The sequence below is a fragment of the Pseudomonas carassii genome, assembly GCF_036324045.1.
In the GTDB taxonomy this organism is placed as follows: domain Bacteria; phylum Pseudomonadota; class Gammaproteobacteria; order Pseudomonadales; family Pseudomonadaceae; genus Aquipseudomonas; species Aquipseudomonas peradeniyensis.
The window spans coordinates 39,480-55,394 of sequence record NZ_JAZDCT010000034.1 but is presented as its reverse complement, the minus strand read 5'-3'; the positions used below and the strand labels follow the sequence as shown (position 1 = coordinate 55,394).

Sequence of the window (15,915 nt, the reverse complement as noted above, 5' to 3'; positions counted from 1 at the left end):
AGAGGTGTTCCGATTTTTCCGTCCTCGCTCGGATTAGCAGATGAACCATCTGCCCTCACAAGGAACCCCCATGCCTCTGCTTTCGCTCCCGGTGCGCCTGCGCCCCCTGCTGCTGGCCCTGCCCTTGCTGGCCGCCAGCCCCGCCATGGCCGACGAGGGCCCGCGCCGCTACGACCTGCCGGCCGGGCCGCTGGCGCAACAGCTCAATCGCCTGGCCAGCGTCGCCGGCATCTACATCGTCGGCGACGGCCACCTCAGCCAGGGCAAGACCAGCACCCCGCTGCAAGGCGACTTCACCCCTGACCAGGCCCTCGAACGCCTGTTGCAAGGCAGTGGCCTGGTCGCCGTGCCCAGTGGCGAGCGCCAGTACCGGCTGATGCCCCAGGCGCAAGGCGCCGCGCTGCAACTGGCCCCGACCGCCGTGGATGCCCGCACCGACAGCGCCTATGGCGCCGTGGACGGCTACCTGGCGACCCGCGCCAGCAGCGCCAGCAAGACCGACAGCGCGCTGATCGAGACGCCGGCGTCGGTCTCGGTGGTCACCCGCGAGCGCATCAGGGCGCAAGGCGCGCAGACCATCACCGAGGCCCTGGGCTACACCGCGGGCGTGCACACCAATGTGTCCGGCAACAACCCCACCGACAACACCCTGATGGTGCGCGGTTTCCAGCAGATCAACAGCGATGCCTACACCGACGGCCTGCGCAACAACAACACCGGCTACTACGCTCCCGAGCCCTACGGCCTGGAACGCATCGAAGTGCTCAAGGGCCCGGCCTCGGTGATCTACGGCCAGGGCGAACCCGGCGGCATGGTCAACCTGGTGTCGAAGAAGCCGCTGTTCACCGCCCACCGCGAAGTCGGCCTGTCATTGGGCAACCATGACCGCCAGCAGCTGAGCCTGGACGTTGGCGATACGCTGGACGACCAGCGCACCCTCGCCTATCGCCTGGTGATGCTCGGCCGCGACGCCGACAACGAGATCGACGGCATCAAGGATGACCGCCAGTACATCGCCCCCAGCCTGACCTGGGCACCCTCCGAGGACACCAGCCTGACCCTGCTGGCCTCCTACCAGAAGAACACCAACCTGTTCACCTCGAACATGGCCTATTCGCTGTTCGACGGCTCCAACCCCAACGGGCGCGTGCCGCGTCACCGCTCACTGAACGAACCCGGCTTCGACCGCGAGCAGTCGGAATTGAACAACCTGGGCTACGAGCTGACCCATCGTTTCAACGAGACGTTCAGCTTTCGCCAGAACTTGCGCTACAGCCACATGCACGGTTACCAGGACCAGCTGTTTCGCAACAGCGGCGTGATCAACGGCAACACCCTGGCCCGCTACTACGAGCTGCGCGATTACGACAGCGACAACTACACCCTCGACAACCAGCTGCTGGCCAACTTCGCCACCGGCCCCGTGCGCCACGACCTGCTGCTGGGCGCCGATTACCTGCGTGGCCATCGCAGCCAGGACGTGCGCCATGGCGACGCGCCGTCGATCAATATCTACGACCCTGCACGCGGGGTGAACATCGACACCTCGCGCTACACCTCGCTGCTGTCCAGCGCCCGGGATGACCGGCAGCTGGGGCTGTACCTGCAAGACCAGATCCACCTGGACAACTGGATCGCGACCCTTGGCGTGCGTCACGACTGGGCACGCCAGGACAGCACCAACCGCATCGCCGACAGCCACCAGGTGATCACCGACGAGGCCACCACCACCCGTGCCTCGCTGGGCTACAACTTCGACCTGGGGCTGTTCCCCTATGTCAGCTACAGCGAGTCGTTCAAGCTGGCCAGCGGCAACAGCTTCGATGGCTCCCCCTTCGAACCGGAGACCGCCAAGCAATACGAGGTCGGCATCAAGTACCAGCCTCCCGGCACAGAAAACTACGTCACGCTGGCGGCCTTCGACCTGCGCCGGCAGAACGTCGCCACCTCGGACGTCGCGCATCCGGGGTTCAGCGTGCAACAGGGTGAAGTCACCTCCCGCGGGATCGAGCTGGAAGGCGTGGCCAAGCCGGTCGATGGCCTGAACCTGATCGCCGCCTACACCTACAACGATGTCGAGGTGAGCAAGGACAATCCCAATGCGCAGGGCGTAAGCAACAAGGGCAACACGCCGGTGCGCGTACCCCGCCACCTGGCCTCGCTGTGGCTCGACTACACCCTGCAGGGCGGTCCGCTGGCCGGGCTGGGCGCGGGGCTCGGCGTGCGCTACACCGGCGCGACCTACGGCGATGCGCAGAACACCTTCGAGGTACCGGGCTATACCCTGGTCGATGCGATGCTGTCCTACGACTTCGGCAAGGCCGACCCAGGCCTGGAGGGGCTGTCGGCCCAGGTGAACGTGAAGAACCTTACCGACAAGTACTATGTGGCGGGTTGCTTCGCCACGGTAGCCTGCCTGCTCGGCGCCGGACGCACGGTGACTGCAGACCTGACCTATCGCTGGTGATGGCGCGTCCCGGCCTGCTCGGCCGGGGCCGTTCACCAACGCAGCAGTCGTGGCCCTGCCAACGCCCCGATTACGGTCGGCAACAACATCCCCAGCAGGTACCACAGCCCCCAGAACGGCACCGCCATTTCCGGGCAGTGCAGGCAGTACACGAGGGTCGCGGTGGAGCCGGCGAGCAACCCGCCGGCAGCGCCGGCCTGGCGCAGCCGGGTCGGCGCCAGGCCGCGCAGGGCCCAGAATACGGCGGCGAACACGGGTGCCGAGAGCAGGGCGATGTTCAACGCGCAGGTGCGCCAGGTGCGGCCGAAGATCAGGTCGGCGCGGGCCTCCACCGGCGCGCCGGCCAGGCTGACGGCTGCCCCCAGCCATACCAGCAGCAGCGGCAAGCCGAGCAATCCCCACAGTGCGCCACCGCGCACACCCGGCCTGGCCAGGCGCTGGGTCAGCCACAGGGCCAGCAACCCCAGGCTGGTGGGCAAGGCCAGCTTGGCCCAGAACAGCGGCGTGCGCGCCACCTCGGCCAGATCGCTGCGCACTCCGTAGATGGCCACGGTCATCAGCAACGCGCCCAACATGCCGGCCAGCAGCGCCAGCAGCAGGCGACGCACCAGCACGTGACGATCCACCGGCTCTGCGGCGGTCGCCAGAAGGCTGATCAGCTCATCGGTCTTCATGGTCGTCTTTACCTCGAATCAACCTTCCCAGGGCCTTGAGCCCCCGGTGTATGCCCACCTTCACCGCCGAACTGGACAGTCCGGTGATACGCGCGGTTTCCTCCACCGACAGCCCTTCCAGCTTGACGTGGACGATAGGCAGGCGCTGGCGGTCGGGCAACTGCCCGAGCAGCTTGTTCAGGTCCCGGCTGGCCTGGGCCGGCTCTTCATCAGCACAGGCGAACAGCTCGCTGTCGTCCTCCAGCGGCTCGTGGCGCGCCTCGCGCCGGGCCTGGCCGCGCCAGTGGTCGGCCAGCTTGTAGCGGGCGATCGCCTGCACCCAGGCGGTCAACGGTTGCTGCGCCTGGTAGGTGTGACGGGCATTGTGCACCGCCAGCAGCACCTCCTGCAGCAAATCCTCGACCTCAGCCGGCCGCCGCGCCAGGCGCCGACGCAAAAAACCGCGCAGGTGCACCGCCAACGCCGCGAGGAATTCGCGATAGGCCCCAGCGTCACCGGCCAGCCCAAGCAACAGCAGGGCCTGCAGCTGTGACTCGCGTGCGCTGAGCAAGTCCTGTGGGTTAGTTCGTTGCATCGGCCGCCGGGGTTACACCGTCTGTGGGTTTCTTTTTTATCCAACCATCGCCGCAACGCCCTGCGCAAGCACCGACGCTACCTCCTTACCTTAGGAGGCCGGCACAGGTGGCGAAAAATATTTTGCAGGCGCTGTAACCGCCTCGCCCATCGCCGCGAACTACTCCATGAGCCGCCGGTACCTCGCCACGGCCCCACCTTCTGGAGACGACACCATGAAAACCCTCGCCCTCGCCACCGCCGCCCTCGCCCTCGCCTCGCTGGCAGGCGCAGCCCTGGCCGACGACACCACCAAGGCGGCCACCATGGAGAAATGCTACGGCGTGGCCATGGCCGGCAAGAACGACTGCAAGGCCGGCGCCGGTACCACCTGCGCCGGCAGCGCGAAAAAGGACTACGACGGCATGCAGTGGAAAAACGTGCCTGCGGGTACCTGCACCTCGATCAAGACCCCCAACGGCATGGGTTCGCTGACCCCGATCAAATCCTGAGCAGAGGCCATCGACCATGAACGGGAATACGCCGATGGGCGCAGGGCTCGGCCTCAAGGCCGAGCACTATGACCAGGCCTGGGCCTGCCACGCCGAGGGGTTGTGGTTCGAAGTCCATCCGGAGAACTACATGGTCGGTGGCCCTCGCCTGGCCTGGCTGGCGCTGATGACCGAGCGCCATCCGCTGTCGCTGCACGGCGTGGCACTGTCACTGGCGGCGGATGCCGAACCTGACGCCACGCACCTGCGGCGCCTGCGTACCCTGATCGACCAGGTACACCCGGCCCTGGTGTCGGAACACCTGGCCTGGTCGACCTGGCGCGGCCAGTATCATCCGGACCTGCTGCCCTTTCCACGCAGCGACGAGGCCCTGATCCGCATCGCCGGCAACATCCAGCGCACCCAGGATGCCCTGGGGTGCCATATCTCCATCGAGAACCCCAGCCACTACCTGCACCTGCAGGGCCATGACCGGGACGAGATCGACTTCCTCGCCGAACTGGTGCGACGCACCGGCTGCGGCCTGTTGCTGGACGTCAACAATGTGTACGTCAGTGCCCACAATCTCGGCTTCGACGCCGCCGATTACCTCGCCCGTTTCCCGGCCCAAGCCATCACCGAGATCCACCTGGCCGGATACAGTCACGACGACCAGGGCGCACTGCTGGTCGATTCCCACGATGCCGCCATCGCCGCGCCGGTGTGGTCGCTGTACCAGCAGTTGATCGCCCGTATCGGTCCGCGCCCGACCTTGATAGAGCGCGACGGAAACATCCCCGCGTTCGACGAACTGCTCGCCGAACGCGCCCTCGCCCAGGCCACCCTCGACCTGGCAGGAGCCTTGCCATGAACCTCAGCCTCGGCCAGTTCCAGAACACCTTCATCGACGCGCTCCATCAGCGCCCCGCGCCTGAGCTGGCGGAACTGACGGCGCAGCCCGCGTTCGCGGTGTACCGCAACACAGTGCTGGCCGGTTGTGTCGAGGCCCTGCGCGCCAACTTCCCCAGCGTCGAAACCCTGGTCGGGCAGCAATGGATGCACGACGCCGCTGAGGAATATGCCCGGCAATCGCCGCCCTGTGATGTGCGACTGATCCGCTATGGCGCGGCGTTTCCGGCGTTTCTCGAGGCGTTGCAGCCCGTTCATGGGCTTTGCTACCTGGCGGATGTCGCACGGCTGGATTTCGCCTGGTGCGAAGCGTTCAGTGCCGTCGACGAACCCTGGCTGACATTGGCCGACCTGGCCGGCATGACCGCCTCGGACCTCGAACGCAGCTACTTAAGCCCGCGCTCCGGCGTACGCTGGCACTGGTTCGACCAGCATCCTGCCTACAGCCTCTGGCACCACAGCCGCGACGGCAGGGCCTGGCCCGAGGATCAGCCTTGGGTGGCCGAGGGCGCCCTGCTCAGCGGCGACCACGAAGGCGTCGTCCACCAGCCGTTGAGCCTGGGGGGATGCACCTTCCTCGATGCCTGTGCCGCCGGCTGCACATTGGACAAAGCCTCACAGCTCGCCCTGCACGCCCAACCCGACCTGGACTTCAGTGACCTGCTTGGCGGGCTGCTGAATGCCCGGGCCTTGCGCCCGCTCGCCTTCACCTGAGGAAAACGCCATGGACATCAGCCACGCCAACCCATCGCCCCACGGTCTGCGCCTTTACTGGAACCGCGTCGCCGAACAGCTGCAACGCCTGCTCGGCGACAGCGTCCTGTGCCTGGTCGCCCGCCTGGGCATCGCCTCGGTCTTCTTTCTGTCAGGTCGGACCAAGGTCGAAGGCCTGCTGAGCATCACCCCCGGTACCTACGAGCTGTTCCAGAGCGAGTACGCCTTGCCGTTGGTGTCTCCCTGGCTGGCGGCGCACCTGGCGACCTACGCCGAGCACCTGTTCCCGCTGTTGCTGGTGCTCGGCCTGTTTACCCGGCTGTCGGCTCTGGCCCTGCTGGGCATGACCCTGGTGATCGAGATCTTCGTCTACCCGGACGCCTGGCCCACCCACCTTTCCTGGGCCGGCCTGCTCCTGCTGCTGATCGCCCGGGGCGGCGGGACACTGTCCCTGGACCGGGTATTACGGTTGCGCTAAAGAAAAAGGGTCGCCAAGCGACCCTTTTCCCGACTCGAAACGGCTCGGCTCAGAGCCCTGCCGCCCGCGCCCGCGCCGCGTGCAGCTTCTTGTAGCTTTCCACCAGGCGCAGGTGGCGGTCCAGCCCTTCGAGCTGCAGGTTGGTTGGCGTCAGCCCATGGAACCGTACGCTGCCGTCCACCGAGCCCAGCACCGCGTCCATCCGCTCGTTGCCGAACATGCGACGGAAGTTGTGCTCGTAGTCGGCCATCTCCAGCTCATCGTCCAGCACCACCTCCAGCACCACGTTCAGTGCCTGGTAGAACAGCCCGCGCTCGACGGTGTTGTCGTTGAACTGCAGGAACATCTCGACCAGTTCCTTGGCCTCCTCGAAGCGCTGCAGCACCAGGTGGATCAGCAGCTTCAGCTCGAGGATGGTCAGCTGGCCCCATACCGTGTTGTCGTCGAACTCGACGCCGATCAGCGTGGTGATTGTGGTGTAGTCGTCCACCTCGGCATTATCCAGGCGCTTGAGCAGCAGCTTGAGCGAACGGTTGTCCAGCTTGTGCAGGTTGAGGATGTCGGCCCGGAAACCCAGCGCGCGGTTGGTGTTGTCCCAGATCAGGTCCTCGACCGGGTAGATCTCCGAATAGCCCGGCACCAGGATGCGGCAGGCGATGGCGCCAAGGTCGTCGTACACGGCCATGTACACTTCCTTGCCCAGGTCCTCGAGGATGCCGAACAGAGTCTGCGCCTCCTGCTGGTTGGAGTCCTCGCCGTGGCCCGAGAAGTCCCACTCGACGAACTCGAAGTCGGCCTTGGCGCCGAAGAAGCGCCACGACACCACGCCGCTGGAGTCGATGAAGTGCTCGACGAAGTTGTTCGGCTCGGTCAGCGCGAGGCTGTCGAAGGTCGGCTGCGGCAGGTCGTTCAGGCCCTCGAAGCTGCGGCCCTGGAGCAGTTCGGTAAGGCTGCGCTCCAGCGCCACCTCGAAGCTCGGGTGGGCGCCGAACGAGGCGAACACGCCGCCGGTGCGCGGGTTCATCAGGGTCACGCACATCACCGGGAACTCACCGCCCAGCGACGCGTCCTTGACCAGCACTGGGAAGCCCTGCTCCTCCAGCCCCTGGATGCCGGCGACGATGCCCGGGTACTTGGCCAGCACCTCCTGCGGCACGTCCGGCAGGCACAGCTCGCCTTCGAGGATCTCGCGCTTGACCGCCCGCTCGAAGATCTCCGACAGGCACTGCACCTGCGCCTCGGCCAGGGTGTTGCCGGCGCTCATGCCGTTGCTCAGGTACAGGTTCTCGATCAGGTTGGACGGGAAGTACACCGTCTCGCCGTCCGACTGGCGCACGAACGGCAGCGAGCAGATGCCACGCTCCTTGTTGCCCGAGTTGGTGTCGTACAGGTGCGAGCCGCGCAACTCGCCGTCGGGGTTGAAGATCGCCAGGCAGTGCTCGTCGAGAATCTCGGCCGGCAGCGCGTCCTTGGGGCCTGGCTTGAACCACTGCTCGTTGGGATAGTGCACGAACGCAGCGTTGGCGATGTCCTCGCCCCAGAACTGGTCGTTGTAGAAGAAGTTGCAGTTCAGCCGCTCGATGAACTCGCCCAGCGCCGAGGCCAGCGCCGCTTCCTTGGTCGCGCCCTTGCCGTTGGTGAAGCACATCGGCGACTGCGCATCGCGCACGTGCAGCGACCAGACGTTGGGCACGATGTTGCGCCACGAGGCGATCTCGATCTTCATCCCCAGGCCCGCGAGGATCGCCGACATGTTGGCGATGGTCTGCTCCAGCGGCAGGTCCTTGCCCGGGATGTAGGTACTGGTATCCGACACCGGCATCAGCAGCGCCTGGGCGTCGGCGTCGAGGTTGTCGACTTCCTCGATGATGAACTCGGGGCCGGTCTGCACCACCTTCTTCACGGTGCAGCGGTCGATGGAGCGCAGGATGCCCTGACGGTCCTTCTCGGAGATGTCCTCGGGCAGCTCGACCTGGATCTTGAAGATCTGGTTGTAGCGGTTCTCGGGGTCGACGATGTTGTTCTGCGACAGGCGGATGTTCTCGGTCGGAATATCGCGGGTCTGGCAGTACAGCTTGACGAAGTACGCCGCGCACAGGGCCGACGAGGCCAGGAAATAGTCGAACGGCCCCGGGGCCGAGCCGTCGCCCTTGTAGCGGATCGGCTGGTCGGCGATCACCGTGAAGTCGTCGAACTTGGCTTCGAGACGAAGGTTGTCGAGAAAATTGACCTTGATTTCCATGCGCAGGGGTACCAAAAGCGGGCGGGAACGGATAAATGGCGGGCATTATCCGGGATTTTTGCCGGGAAGTGTTGGCCAACGGGTGATGAGAGTTGGCGGCCGGCTTTGAATTGCCGGGGCTGCTTTGCAGCCCTTTCGCGGCACAAGGCCGCTCCTACAGGGGCACGCGGTCGCCTGTAGGAGCGGCCTCGTGCCGCGAAAGGGTCGCAAAGCGACCCCGGCAATCTTGAACTAGAGCGGCCATATCCCAAAATTCGCAAAACCCTTGAAAGGGATGAGCCTAAGCGACACTGCAGACGTAGGCATCGATATCCAGGTAAGCCGAGCCGGAAGTGACGGAGTTCATCAGGCCATCGCAACCCTTTCCACCTGCCCCGCCAGCGGCAGCCGCAACGCATGGGCAATGCCGGCCAGGATCCGCTGGTAGGCGAATGCACAGCGTTTCTCCTCGATGGAAATGCGCAACGTACTGCCGGCCACGTCGTCAGCAAAGCCCAGTTGGCTGACCGTATTGGAAAGGTTGGCCTTGCGATCCGAGCAGGCGGACCCGCCCGTAACATAGATCGCCTGTGCGTTCAACGCCACCTGGAGCTTTTTCGTGTTGATGCCCGGCAAGGCAAGGAAACTCACGCACGGAACGCGTGGCGCCCCAGCCCCGACCACAATGACCTTCCCCAGCATTGCCTGCAACGCCGACTCAAAGGACGCCCGACAACGCTCGGCTTCCAGGTTGTCTGTAACGAACCCTGCATGCTTCTCGGTCAGGGCGGTCTCAAGCGACAGGATGCCGGGATAGTTCTGCGTGCCGCCGCGCAGGCCGCCCTCCTGCCCCCCTCCGGCGATCATGGGCGTCAGGCCATGGCGGTTGCGCACATACAGGAACCCTGCGCCCGGCAATGCGCCGAACTTGTGGCCGGAGGCAATCGCGTAGTCGACAGCCGATCCGTGCAGGTCGACCGGGATCTTGCCTATGGCCTGGGTCATGTCGGAGTAGAGCAATCCGCCGTGGGTGTGGACCAGACGGGCAATGGCCTCGATGGGCTGTATCACGCCGGTCTCGTTGTGCACCGCCATCACGCATACCAACAGGGGACGGCCGGCGTGGGCCACCAGCAGTTGTTCGAGCTGATCAAGGTTGAGCAAGCCATCCGAGTCATGGGTGACCGGGCAGGCCTGCAACCCCTCAAGGCCGTAGCGCCTGATGTTCTGCAACGTGCAGGCGTGCTCGATGGACGAGTGCAGCACCACCGGACGCTCATGCCTGTACCGCTCGAAGAAGTCATGGAAGACCTGAGCACATCCCTCGCTGGAGCCACTGTTGAAGACCAGGCACTGCGCGTCCACGTTCAACAATGCCGCGATAGACCCTCGGGCACGTTCCAGCCGCTCGAGCAACTGGATGCCCAGTGCGTGGTTGGCATTGGGGTTGGCGCACTGTCGTGCCGAAAACAACGCCTGGAGCATGTCACTGACACCCTGGGTGACCGGCGCCGAACCACAGATATCCGCATAAACCGCGTTCATCGCAACTTCCATATTCGTTCATTCCTTCATTCGCCACGTTCAGGCGAATCGTCATGCGCCTGCTAGAAGAGCACGCGCGCCATGAGTTCCATCGAGCACAGCAGGATGAAGACATTCAATGCCTGCTTGAGATGCGCAGACTGCAACCGGAGAGAGAGCGCCGCGCCAAGGTAACCACCCAGGACAATGCCCAGCACCAGCTCGACGCTGTAACCGAGGAACGTGTCCATCGAGCCGAGCCTGCCAAGCAGCGCGCCACTCGCGCCGATGATGCCGATCAGCGCCGAAGTCGATATCGCCTGCTTGATCTGCAGGCCGAACAGACTGATCAGCACCGGCAGGTAGATGAATCCGCCTCCCTGCCCGACCAGCCCGCACAACGCCCCCAACAACAATCCGGTCAGCGGCAGCGACAAGGAGGGACGCTCAACCAGCACGGACACCGGCCTGCGGAATGCATAGGTCACGATCAGCGAAAGCAAGCCCAGCACGGCAAACACCAACAGGATGAACTGCTCACTGAACCTGCCCGCCTGCAACGAGGCCAGGAAGTTAGCCAGGGCCATTGGCAAAGCGAACTGTCGGATCACTCGCCAATCCGGCTGGAACCGCACCCGATGCAACGCAAAAGAGACCAGGGATGAAAAGAAGCCTTGTACCGAAGACAGTCCCGTGATCACTTCGATAGGCAGTTTCTGGCCGGACAGCATTGGGTAGAGCAGCACCAGCAACGGCGTCACGATGATGCCGCCACCGATACCAAACAGACCCGACAGGAAGCCGGCCATTACCCCCACACCGGCCATTACCGGATAGATCGTCATGGCCGCACCTCAGCGAATGTGGAGCCTGCCCGTCCCGTCGAGCACCCGGCCTATCACGTGCATATCCGGACTGTGGCCTGACCATGCCTCGCGATTGGCCGCGAACGCCGCCTCACTCACCGTGAACAGCAGGCCACCATTGGTTTGCGGATCGTGCAGCAGGAACTTCCTGGCCAGCGCCAGCTCGGCCTGGTAGCCGACGGACTGGGCGTACTTGCGGATATTGGCGAACACCCCACTGTCAGCGCCCGTGACGGCGACCGCCAGGGACTCGGCGCCCTCATAGAACGCCAGGGACTGGGTATCGAGCTCGATGTCCAGCTGGCCGAGACCGACCAGTTCGCAGGCATGGCCGACCAGGCCAAAACCGGTGATGTCGGTCAGGCTGCTGACCTCGTCGCACGCGCTCAGGACCCGGCCGAAGGCATTGTCGCCGGTGATCTGGGCCAGTGTCGCCGCGGCGATGTCCGCCTGATCGAGCACGCCGACCTTGAGTGCATTGGCCAGGATTCCCACGCCCAGCGGCCGGGTCATGACCACCAGGTCTCCCGCCCGGGCGGTGTTGTTTTGCTTGAGACGATGTTTTTCCACCTCGCCGATGATCGAGAAGCCATACAAGGGCTGGCTGTTCTTGATCGTGTGGCCGCCGACGATGGTCACATTGAACCGGTTCATTACCGACTGCGCCCCCAGGATCATCTGCGTGACCTGATCGACGGGAACCTGCTCAGGGTCGAACGCCATGATCGAGTTGGCAATCAGGGGTTTGCCACCGGAGGCGAAGATGTCACTCACCGCATTGCTGGCCGCAAGCTGACCGAAGACGAAAGGGTCGTTGACGATGGGTGAGAAGAAATCCGTGGTGAACAGCAGGTAATGATCGCCGGCATCATAGACCGCGCAATCATCGGAAGACTCGAAGCCCAGGACCACCTTGTCATTACTCGCCGTACTGGCCGCTGCGGTCTCCGAGAGGATCCTGGAAAGCACACTGGAAGGTATCTTGCAGCCGCAGCCACCACTTTCAGACGTATCCATGATCTGACAGGCCATCGACATGACATTTCCTTATCTTTTCTCTATGAATCAGGACGTTGTCGTCCCGGTATACCTGTAACTTCATGTTTCAGGCCGGGGCAAAATCGCACAGAGTGATGACGGAAATGTGACATTCAAGATGAAACAAGAAGTCTTTGATGTTTCTGAAACGATTACATTCAGAGACGGTGAGGTTGCCGCCAGGCTACAGCCACCTGCCGAATACCCCTACTCCGCCCGAAAGCTCCAGACGATCTCGACCACCCGCGACGCCAGGATCAGGTAGACCAGGCAGAGGATCACCTGCAGTACCGTGTGGTAGGGCAACTTCGCCAGGCGGTGCAAGGTATCGCTGACATTCAGCAGAAACAGCAGCGCCGACACCAGGATCAACCCCCAGCCGGTGAAACTGAACACCCACAGCCCCAGCAGGACCTGCTGGTTGCCATGGATAGCCTCGGTGCCCGCAGCGAACAGCAGCGCGCACACCAGCAGGTTCTTGAAATTGTCGAAGACCTTGGCACTGAGGTCGGCGTCGAGCAGTGCAAGGTACTTTTGCCAGAGTCTGCGCATGGGGCTCTCCCACAGATAGGGGTTATCTGCTTATCTGCGCAAGTCTAGAAGTGATTGACGGCAGTCTGCCTCGCCCTCCTCGCAAAAGTCAGCCGCGCTCACTAACCTTGGCCCATCGACAGGGACCGCGAGACGACCATGCCCCACCACGCGCAACTCCACCAGGCGGGCTATGTCCTGCTTCGCCAGGTAGTCCCGGAAAAATGGCTGGACGAACTGCGCCGTGACTTCGAGACCGGGATGAAACCCTCGGAGCAGTGGCCGGTGCCGCGCGCCAGCGACTGGCGCCACTCACATCTGGACTGCGCCAAGCGGGTCCAGGCGGTCTGCCGTCTACCGCAGTTACTGGCGGCGGTGGGCGCGCTGATCGGCGAACGCTTCTTTCTCTACCAGGTGGAAGGCCGTGCTCCCGTCGCGGGTGGTGGCCATCAGGCGCTGCACCGCGACCTGTCGACGCAACGCCCAGGTGACACGGTGGGTGTAATGGTTTACCTGGACGATTACGGCCCGGACAACGGCGCCACCCGTATTGTCCCTGGCAGTCACCGTCCCGTGGCGGGCGAGCCGCCCTTCGATTACAGCGACGAGTCCCGCAGCCTTCAGCTCGCGGGGCGAGCCGGTGACGCCCTGGTGTTCGATGTAGACCTGGTGCACGCCGCGAGCCTGAATGCCAGCGGCGCTCAGCGCCGTTCCCTGCTCATCGGCTATGCCGCCGAACCGCTGTTTCCAGCCCTTCAGCAAACTGCGCACCTGCGCAATGTGCAGATGGACACACAGGAACGCTTCGAACCCTCGGACTACGTCTTCACGACACCACGACCTGGCGCCTGGCATTTTTCTTGACGATGGCTTTCATCCGCGTCGCGGCCCGCTGCACGGTCGCCATCTTTTCCGGGCGTTTCATGCCCCGCCATTTGCGGATCTCGTCCCGGGTGCGACCGCAGCTCAGGCACAGCTCGCTGTTGAGCTGGCACAGCGAGACGCAGGGGTTGTCGATGTCTTTGGCCATGGGCGGCTCCGGTATGGGGCCCATATCATACCGGTTATGTGCAGCACTCCGTCACGCTTTCAGAACGGTCCGCAGTTGGCCCGCGGACACTGCTGCAACCCCAGGTGTGTAGCCACCAGCAATGTCCGCAGGTACTCCAGATCGAACGGCAGTGCCTGCCACAGTGCCCACACTCCGTGGCAGTAGAGTTGGAGCAATGCCAGGCTCACATGCCTGCCTCAGGTTACCAGGCCGCCGTCTACCACCATGACCTGCCCGGTGACGTAGGCTGCGTCGTCCGACAACAGGAACGCCACGACCTTCGCCACTTCCTGGGGCGTGCCAAAGCGGCGCATGGGAATACGATCGACCACCTGGGCCACCCGTCGCTCGCTGAGCTTGCGGGTCATGTCGGTATCGATAAAACCCGGTGCGACGGCGTTGAAACGTACTCCCCGGGAGGCGAACTCCACGGCCATCGAGCGAGTCATGCCGATCAACCCGGCCTTACTGGCGCAGTAGTTGGCCTGGCCTGGCACACCGATCAGACCCGACACCGAAGCCATGTTGACCACCGCACCATGGCCTTGCTCCATGAACAACGGCAGCACTGCCTTGCAGGCATGAAAGGCGCTGTCGAGATTGCCGCCGATCACCGCCTGCCATTGCTGCGTACTCATCGCCAACGCGCTACGGTCCTGGGTTATGCCGGCATTGTTGACCAAGCCTTCCAACGAACCAAAATGCCCCACGCAGTGTTTGACCGCCTGCTCGATGGCATGGGGATCGCATGCGTCGGCACGTAGCGCAAGCACCTTGTCGGAGCCCAACGATGCCACCAGTTCCTCGGCCTGGGCCTGACTATTGAGGTAGGTGAAGCCCACATTCAGGCCACGGGCTACCAGATCGGCGACCACCGACGCGCCCAGGCCTCGCGACCCACCGGTGACCAACACCGTGCGCAGGCTGACGCCTGCCTGGGATGGAGTGTCGTTCATTGCCATGCCTCCCTGGCCATTCAGTCAAAGGAAAAGATCTTTCCCGGGTTGAGTATGTTGTACGGATCCAGCGTGCGCTTGATCGCACGCATCATCGCCACGGCGCCCTCACCCGCCTCAGCCAGCAAATAGGCCTGTTTGTGCAGGCCGATGCCGTGCTCGCCCGTGCAGGTGCCGCCCAGGCGGATCGCCCGCGCCACCAGACGATCGTTGAGCGATTCGGCGAGCAGCCATTGGCGACGGTCATCAGGGTCGACCAGATAACCGAAGTGGAAGTTGCCATCACCGACATGACCGACCAGGAAATACGGCAAGCCTGCCGCATCAACCTCGGCGATGGACTCGAGCAGGCATTCAGCGAGACGGCTGATCGGCACGCAAGTGTCGGTGCTGATCGCCCGGCACCCCGGACGCGACTGGATCGCGGCGAAATAGGCATGGTGACGTGCCGTCCAAAGACGCCGACGCTCCTCGACACTGGCGGCCCACTGGAAGGCCTTGCCCCCCCAATCGACGGCGATGACTTCCACGGCCTGGGCCTGCTCACGCGCACCCGCCTCGCTGCCGTGGAACTCCATCAGCAGCATCGGTGCTTGAGGCAACTCAAGCTTGCTGTGGGTATTGACCATGCGCACCGTGTTGGCATCGATCAGCTCGATACGTGCCACCGAGATACCACACTGGATGACCTGGATCGCCGTGTTGACCGCCTGTTCGATACTGTCGAACGAGCACACGGCGGCACAGATGGATTCAGGCACCGGGTGCAGGCGCAGGGTGATCTCACTGATAATACCCAGGGTGCCCTCGCTGCCCACCATCAGGTGGGTAAGGTCGTAGCCGGCGCTGCTTTTCTTCGCCCGGGTGCCAGTACGGATCACCTCCCCCTGAGCGGTTACCACCTCCAGCGCCAGGACGTTCTCCTTCATGGTGCCGTAGCGTACCGCGTTGGTACCACTGGCGCCCGTGGCGCACATACCGCCCAGGGAAGCATCGGCCCCCGGATCGATGGGAAAGAACAGTCCTGTTCCCTTCAAGGCCTCTTCGAGCTGACAACGAGTGACGCCGGGTTGCACAGTGGCGGTCATGTCCTCTGGGTGGATCGCCAGGATACGGTCCATCTGACTGAGGTCGAGGCTGATTCCCCCCTGCACCGCCAGGAGATGGCCCTCAACCGACGATCCCGCGCCGTAGGCAATCAACGGCACACGATGGGCCGCGAGCAGTCGCACCGTATCGACGATATCAACAGTGCTTCGCGCGAACACCACAGCCTGAGGCAACGGCGCGTCGACATAGGCCGACTCGTCTCGCCCATGCTGCTCACGCACGGCGCGGGCAGTGGAGAAACGTTGGGCAAAGCGCGACTCGAGTGCTTCAAGCAGTGCGGCTGGCGCCTCGCGCAGCGCCGCATAGGTAAAGGCTTCGGCAGGCAGGGTCATT

16 protein-coding genes are annotated in these 15,915 nt (G+C 64.0%); 6 read left to right on the top strand and 10 right to left on the bottom strand.

Features of this window, described 5'->3' with window-relative positions:
• Positions 1–70 precede the first annotated feature (70 nt).
• Positions 71–2,467 (top strand): TonB-dependent siderophore receptor, encoded by a 2,397-nt coding sequence (locus V0R62_RS21580; RefSeq protein ID WP_330105162.1) that lies wholly within the window; start codon positions 71–73, stop codon positions 2,465–2,467.
• A 32-nt stretch (positions 2,468–2,499) separates the two neighbouring features.
• On the opposite strand, the gene V0R62_RS21575 is transcribed toward V0R62_RS21580, so the two are convergent.
• Together V0R62_RS21575 and V0R62_RS21570 are read right to left on the bottom strand one after the other, a co-directional pair.
• A complete protein-coding gene (locus V0R62_RS21575; RefSeq protein ID WP_330105161.1) occupies positions 2,500–3,141 on the bottom strand; it encodes a DUF1109 domain-containing protein in 642 nt (213 codons plus the stop codon).
• Positions 3,128–3,715, bottom strand: coding sequence for a sigma-70 family RNA polymerase sigma factor (locus V0R62_RS21570; protein WP_330105160.1), 588 nt, complete (start codon positions 3,713–3,715; stop codon positions 3,128–3,130). The genes V0R62_RS21575 and V0R62_RS21570 overlap by 14 nt, the downstream gene beginning before the upstream one ends.
• 214 nt (positions 3,716–3,929) lie before the next feature.
• On the opposite strand from V0R62_RS21570, the gene V0R62_RS21565 reads away from it, so the two are divergent.
• Genes V0R62_RS21565 through V0R62_RS21550 form a run of 4 tightly spaced genes read left to right on the top strand, consistent with a single transcriptional unit; the run spans position 3,930 to position 6,285 of the window.
• A complete protein-coding gene (locus V0R62_RS21565) occupies positions 3,930–4,205 on the top strand; it encodes a BufA1 family periplasmic bufferin-type metallophore (RefSeq protein ID WP_186734545.1) in 276 nt (91 codons plus the stop codon).
• A gap of 16 nt (positions 4,206–4,221) precedes the next feature.
• On the top strand, positions 4,222–5,055 hold the full coding sequence (gene bufB / locus V0R62_RS21560) for an MNIO family bufferin maturase (RefSeq protein ID WP_330105159.1): 834 nt from the start codon (positions 4,222–4,224) through the stop codon (positions 5,053–5,055).
• Positions 5,052–5,807 carry an HvfC/BufC N-terminal domain-containing protein gene (locus tag V0R62_RS21555; protein ID WP_330105158.1) on the top strand — a complete coding sequence of 252 codons (756 nt, stop codon included), beginning with the start codon at positions 5,052–5,054 and terminating at the stop codon, positions 5,805–5,807. The genes bufB and V0R62_RS21555 overlap by 4 nt, the downstream gene beginning before the upstream one ends.
• Before the next feature lie 10 nt (positions 5,808–5,817).
• Positions 5,818–6,285, top strand: a complete 468-nt coding sequence (locus V0R62_RS21550) for a DoxX family protein (RefSeq protein ID WP_330105157.1) — start codon at positions 5,818–5,820, stop codon at positions 6,283–6,285.
• A 49-nt stretch (positions 6,286–6,334) separates the two neighbouring features.
• Here the strand turns inward: V0R62_RS21550 and V0R62_RS21545 are convergent, their stop codons facing one another.
• From V0R62_RS21545 to V0R62_RS21525, 5 genes are all read right to left on the bottom strand, one after another.
• A complete protein-coding gene (locus V0R62_RS21545) occupies positions 6,335–8,527 on the bottom strand; it encodes an OsmC domain/YcaO domain-containing protein (RefSeq protein WP_330105156.1) in 2,193 nt (730 codons plus the stop codon).
• Between the two features lie 345 nt (positions 8,528–8,872).
• Positions 8,873–10,063 carry a cysteine desulfurase family protein gene (locus tag V0R62_RS21540; protein WP_330105155.1) on the bottom strand — a complete coding sequence of 397 codons (1,191 nt, stop codon included), beginning with the start codon at positions 10,061–10,063 and terminating at the stop codon, positions 8,873–8,875.
• A 50-nt stretch (positions 10,064–10,113) separates the two neighbouring features.
• Positions 10,114–10,875: a sulfite exporter TauE/SafE family protein gene (locus V0R62_RS21535; RefSeq protein ID WP_330105154.1), complete on the bottom strand. Its 762-nt coding sequence runs from the start codon at positions 10,873–10,875 to the stop codon at positions 10,114–10,116.
• 9 nt (positions 10,876–10,884) lie between these two features.
• Positions 10,885–11,934: a selenide, water dikinase SelD gene (gene selD / locus V0R62_RS21530; RefSeq protein WP_330105153.1), complete on the bottom strand. Its 1,050-nt coding sequence runs from the start codon at positions 11,932–11,934 to the stop codon at positions 10,885–10,887.
• 207 nt (positions 11,935–12,141) lie between these two features.
• On the bottom strand, positions 12,142–12,486 hold the full coding sequence (locus tag V0R62_RS21525; protein WP_050706379.1) for a hypothetical protein: 345 nt from the start codon (positions 12,484–12,486) through the stop codon (positions 12,142–12,144).
• A gap of 138 nt (positions 12,487–12,624) precedes the next feature.
• Here V0R62_RS21525 and V0R62_RS21520 point away from each other — a divergent pair, with 138 nt between their 5' ends.
• The gene (locus V0R62_RS21520) at positions 12,625–13,329 is read left to right on the top strand and encodes a phytanoyl-CoA dioxygenase family protein (protein ID WP_330105152.1); all 705 of its coding nucleotides are present in this window, start codon (positions 12,625–12,627) and stop codon (positions 13,327–13,329) included.
• On the opposite strand, the gene V0R62_RS21515 is transcribed toward V0R62_RS21520, so the two are convergent.
• The 3 genes from V0R62_RS21515 to V0R62_RS21505 all read right to left on the bottom strand — a co-directional run bounded on the left by V0R62_RS21515 (position 13,292) and on the right by V0R62_RS21505 (position 15,914).
• Positions 13,292–13,495, bottom strand: a complete 204-nt coding sequence (locus V0R62_RS21515; RefSeq protein ID WP_330105151.1) for a DUF1289 domain-containing protein — start codon at positions 13,493–13,495, stop codon at positions 13,292–13,294. The genes V0R62_RS21520 and V0R62_RS21515 overlap by 38 nt on opposite strands.
• A gap of 218 nt (positions 13,496–13,713) precedes the next feature.
• Positions 13,714–14,472: a 3-oxoacyl-ACP reductase FabG gene (gene fabG / locus V0R62_RS21510; RefSeq protein WP_330105150.1), complete on the bottom strand. Its 759-nt coding sequence runs from the start codon at positions 14,470–14,472 to the stop codon at positions 13,714–13,716.
• 20 nt (positions 14,473–14,492) lie between these two features.
• On the bottom strand, positions 14,493–15,914 hold the full coding sequence (locus V0R62_RS21505; RefSeq protein WP_330105149.1) for an FAD-binding oxidoreductase: 1,422 nt from the start codon (positions 15,912–15,914) through the stop codon (positions 14,493–14,495).
• Position 15,915: the final 1 nt, after the last annotated feature.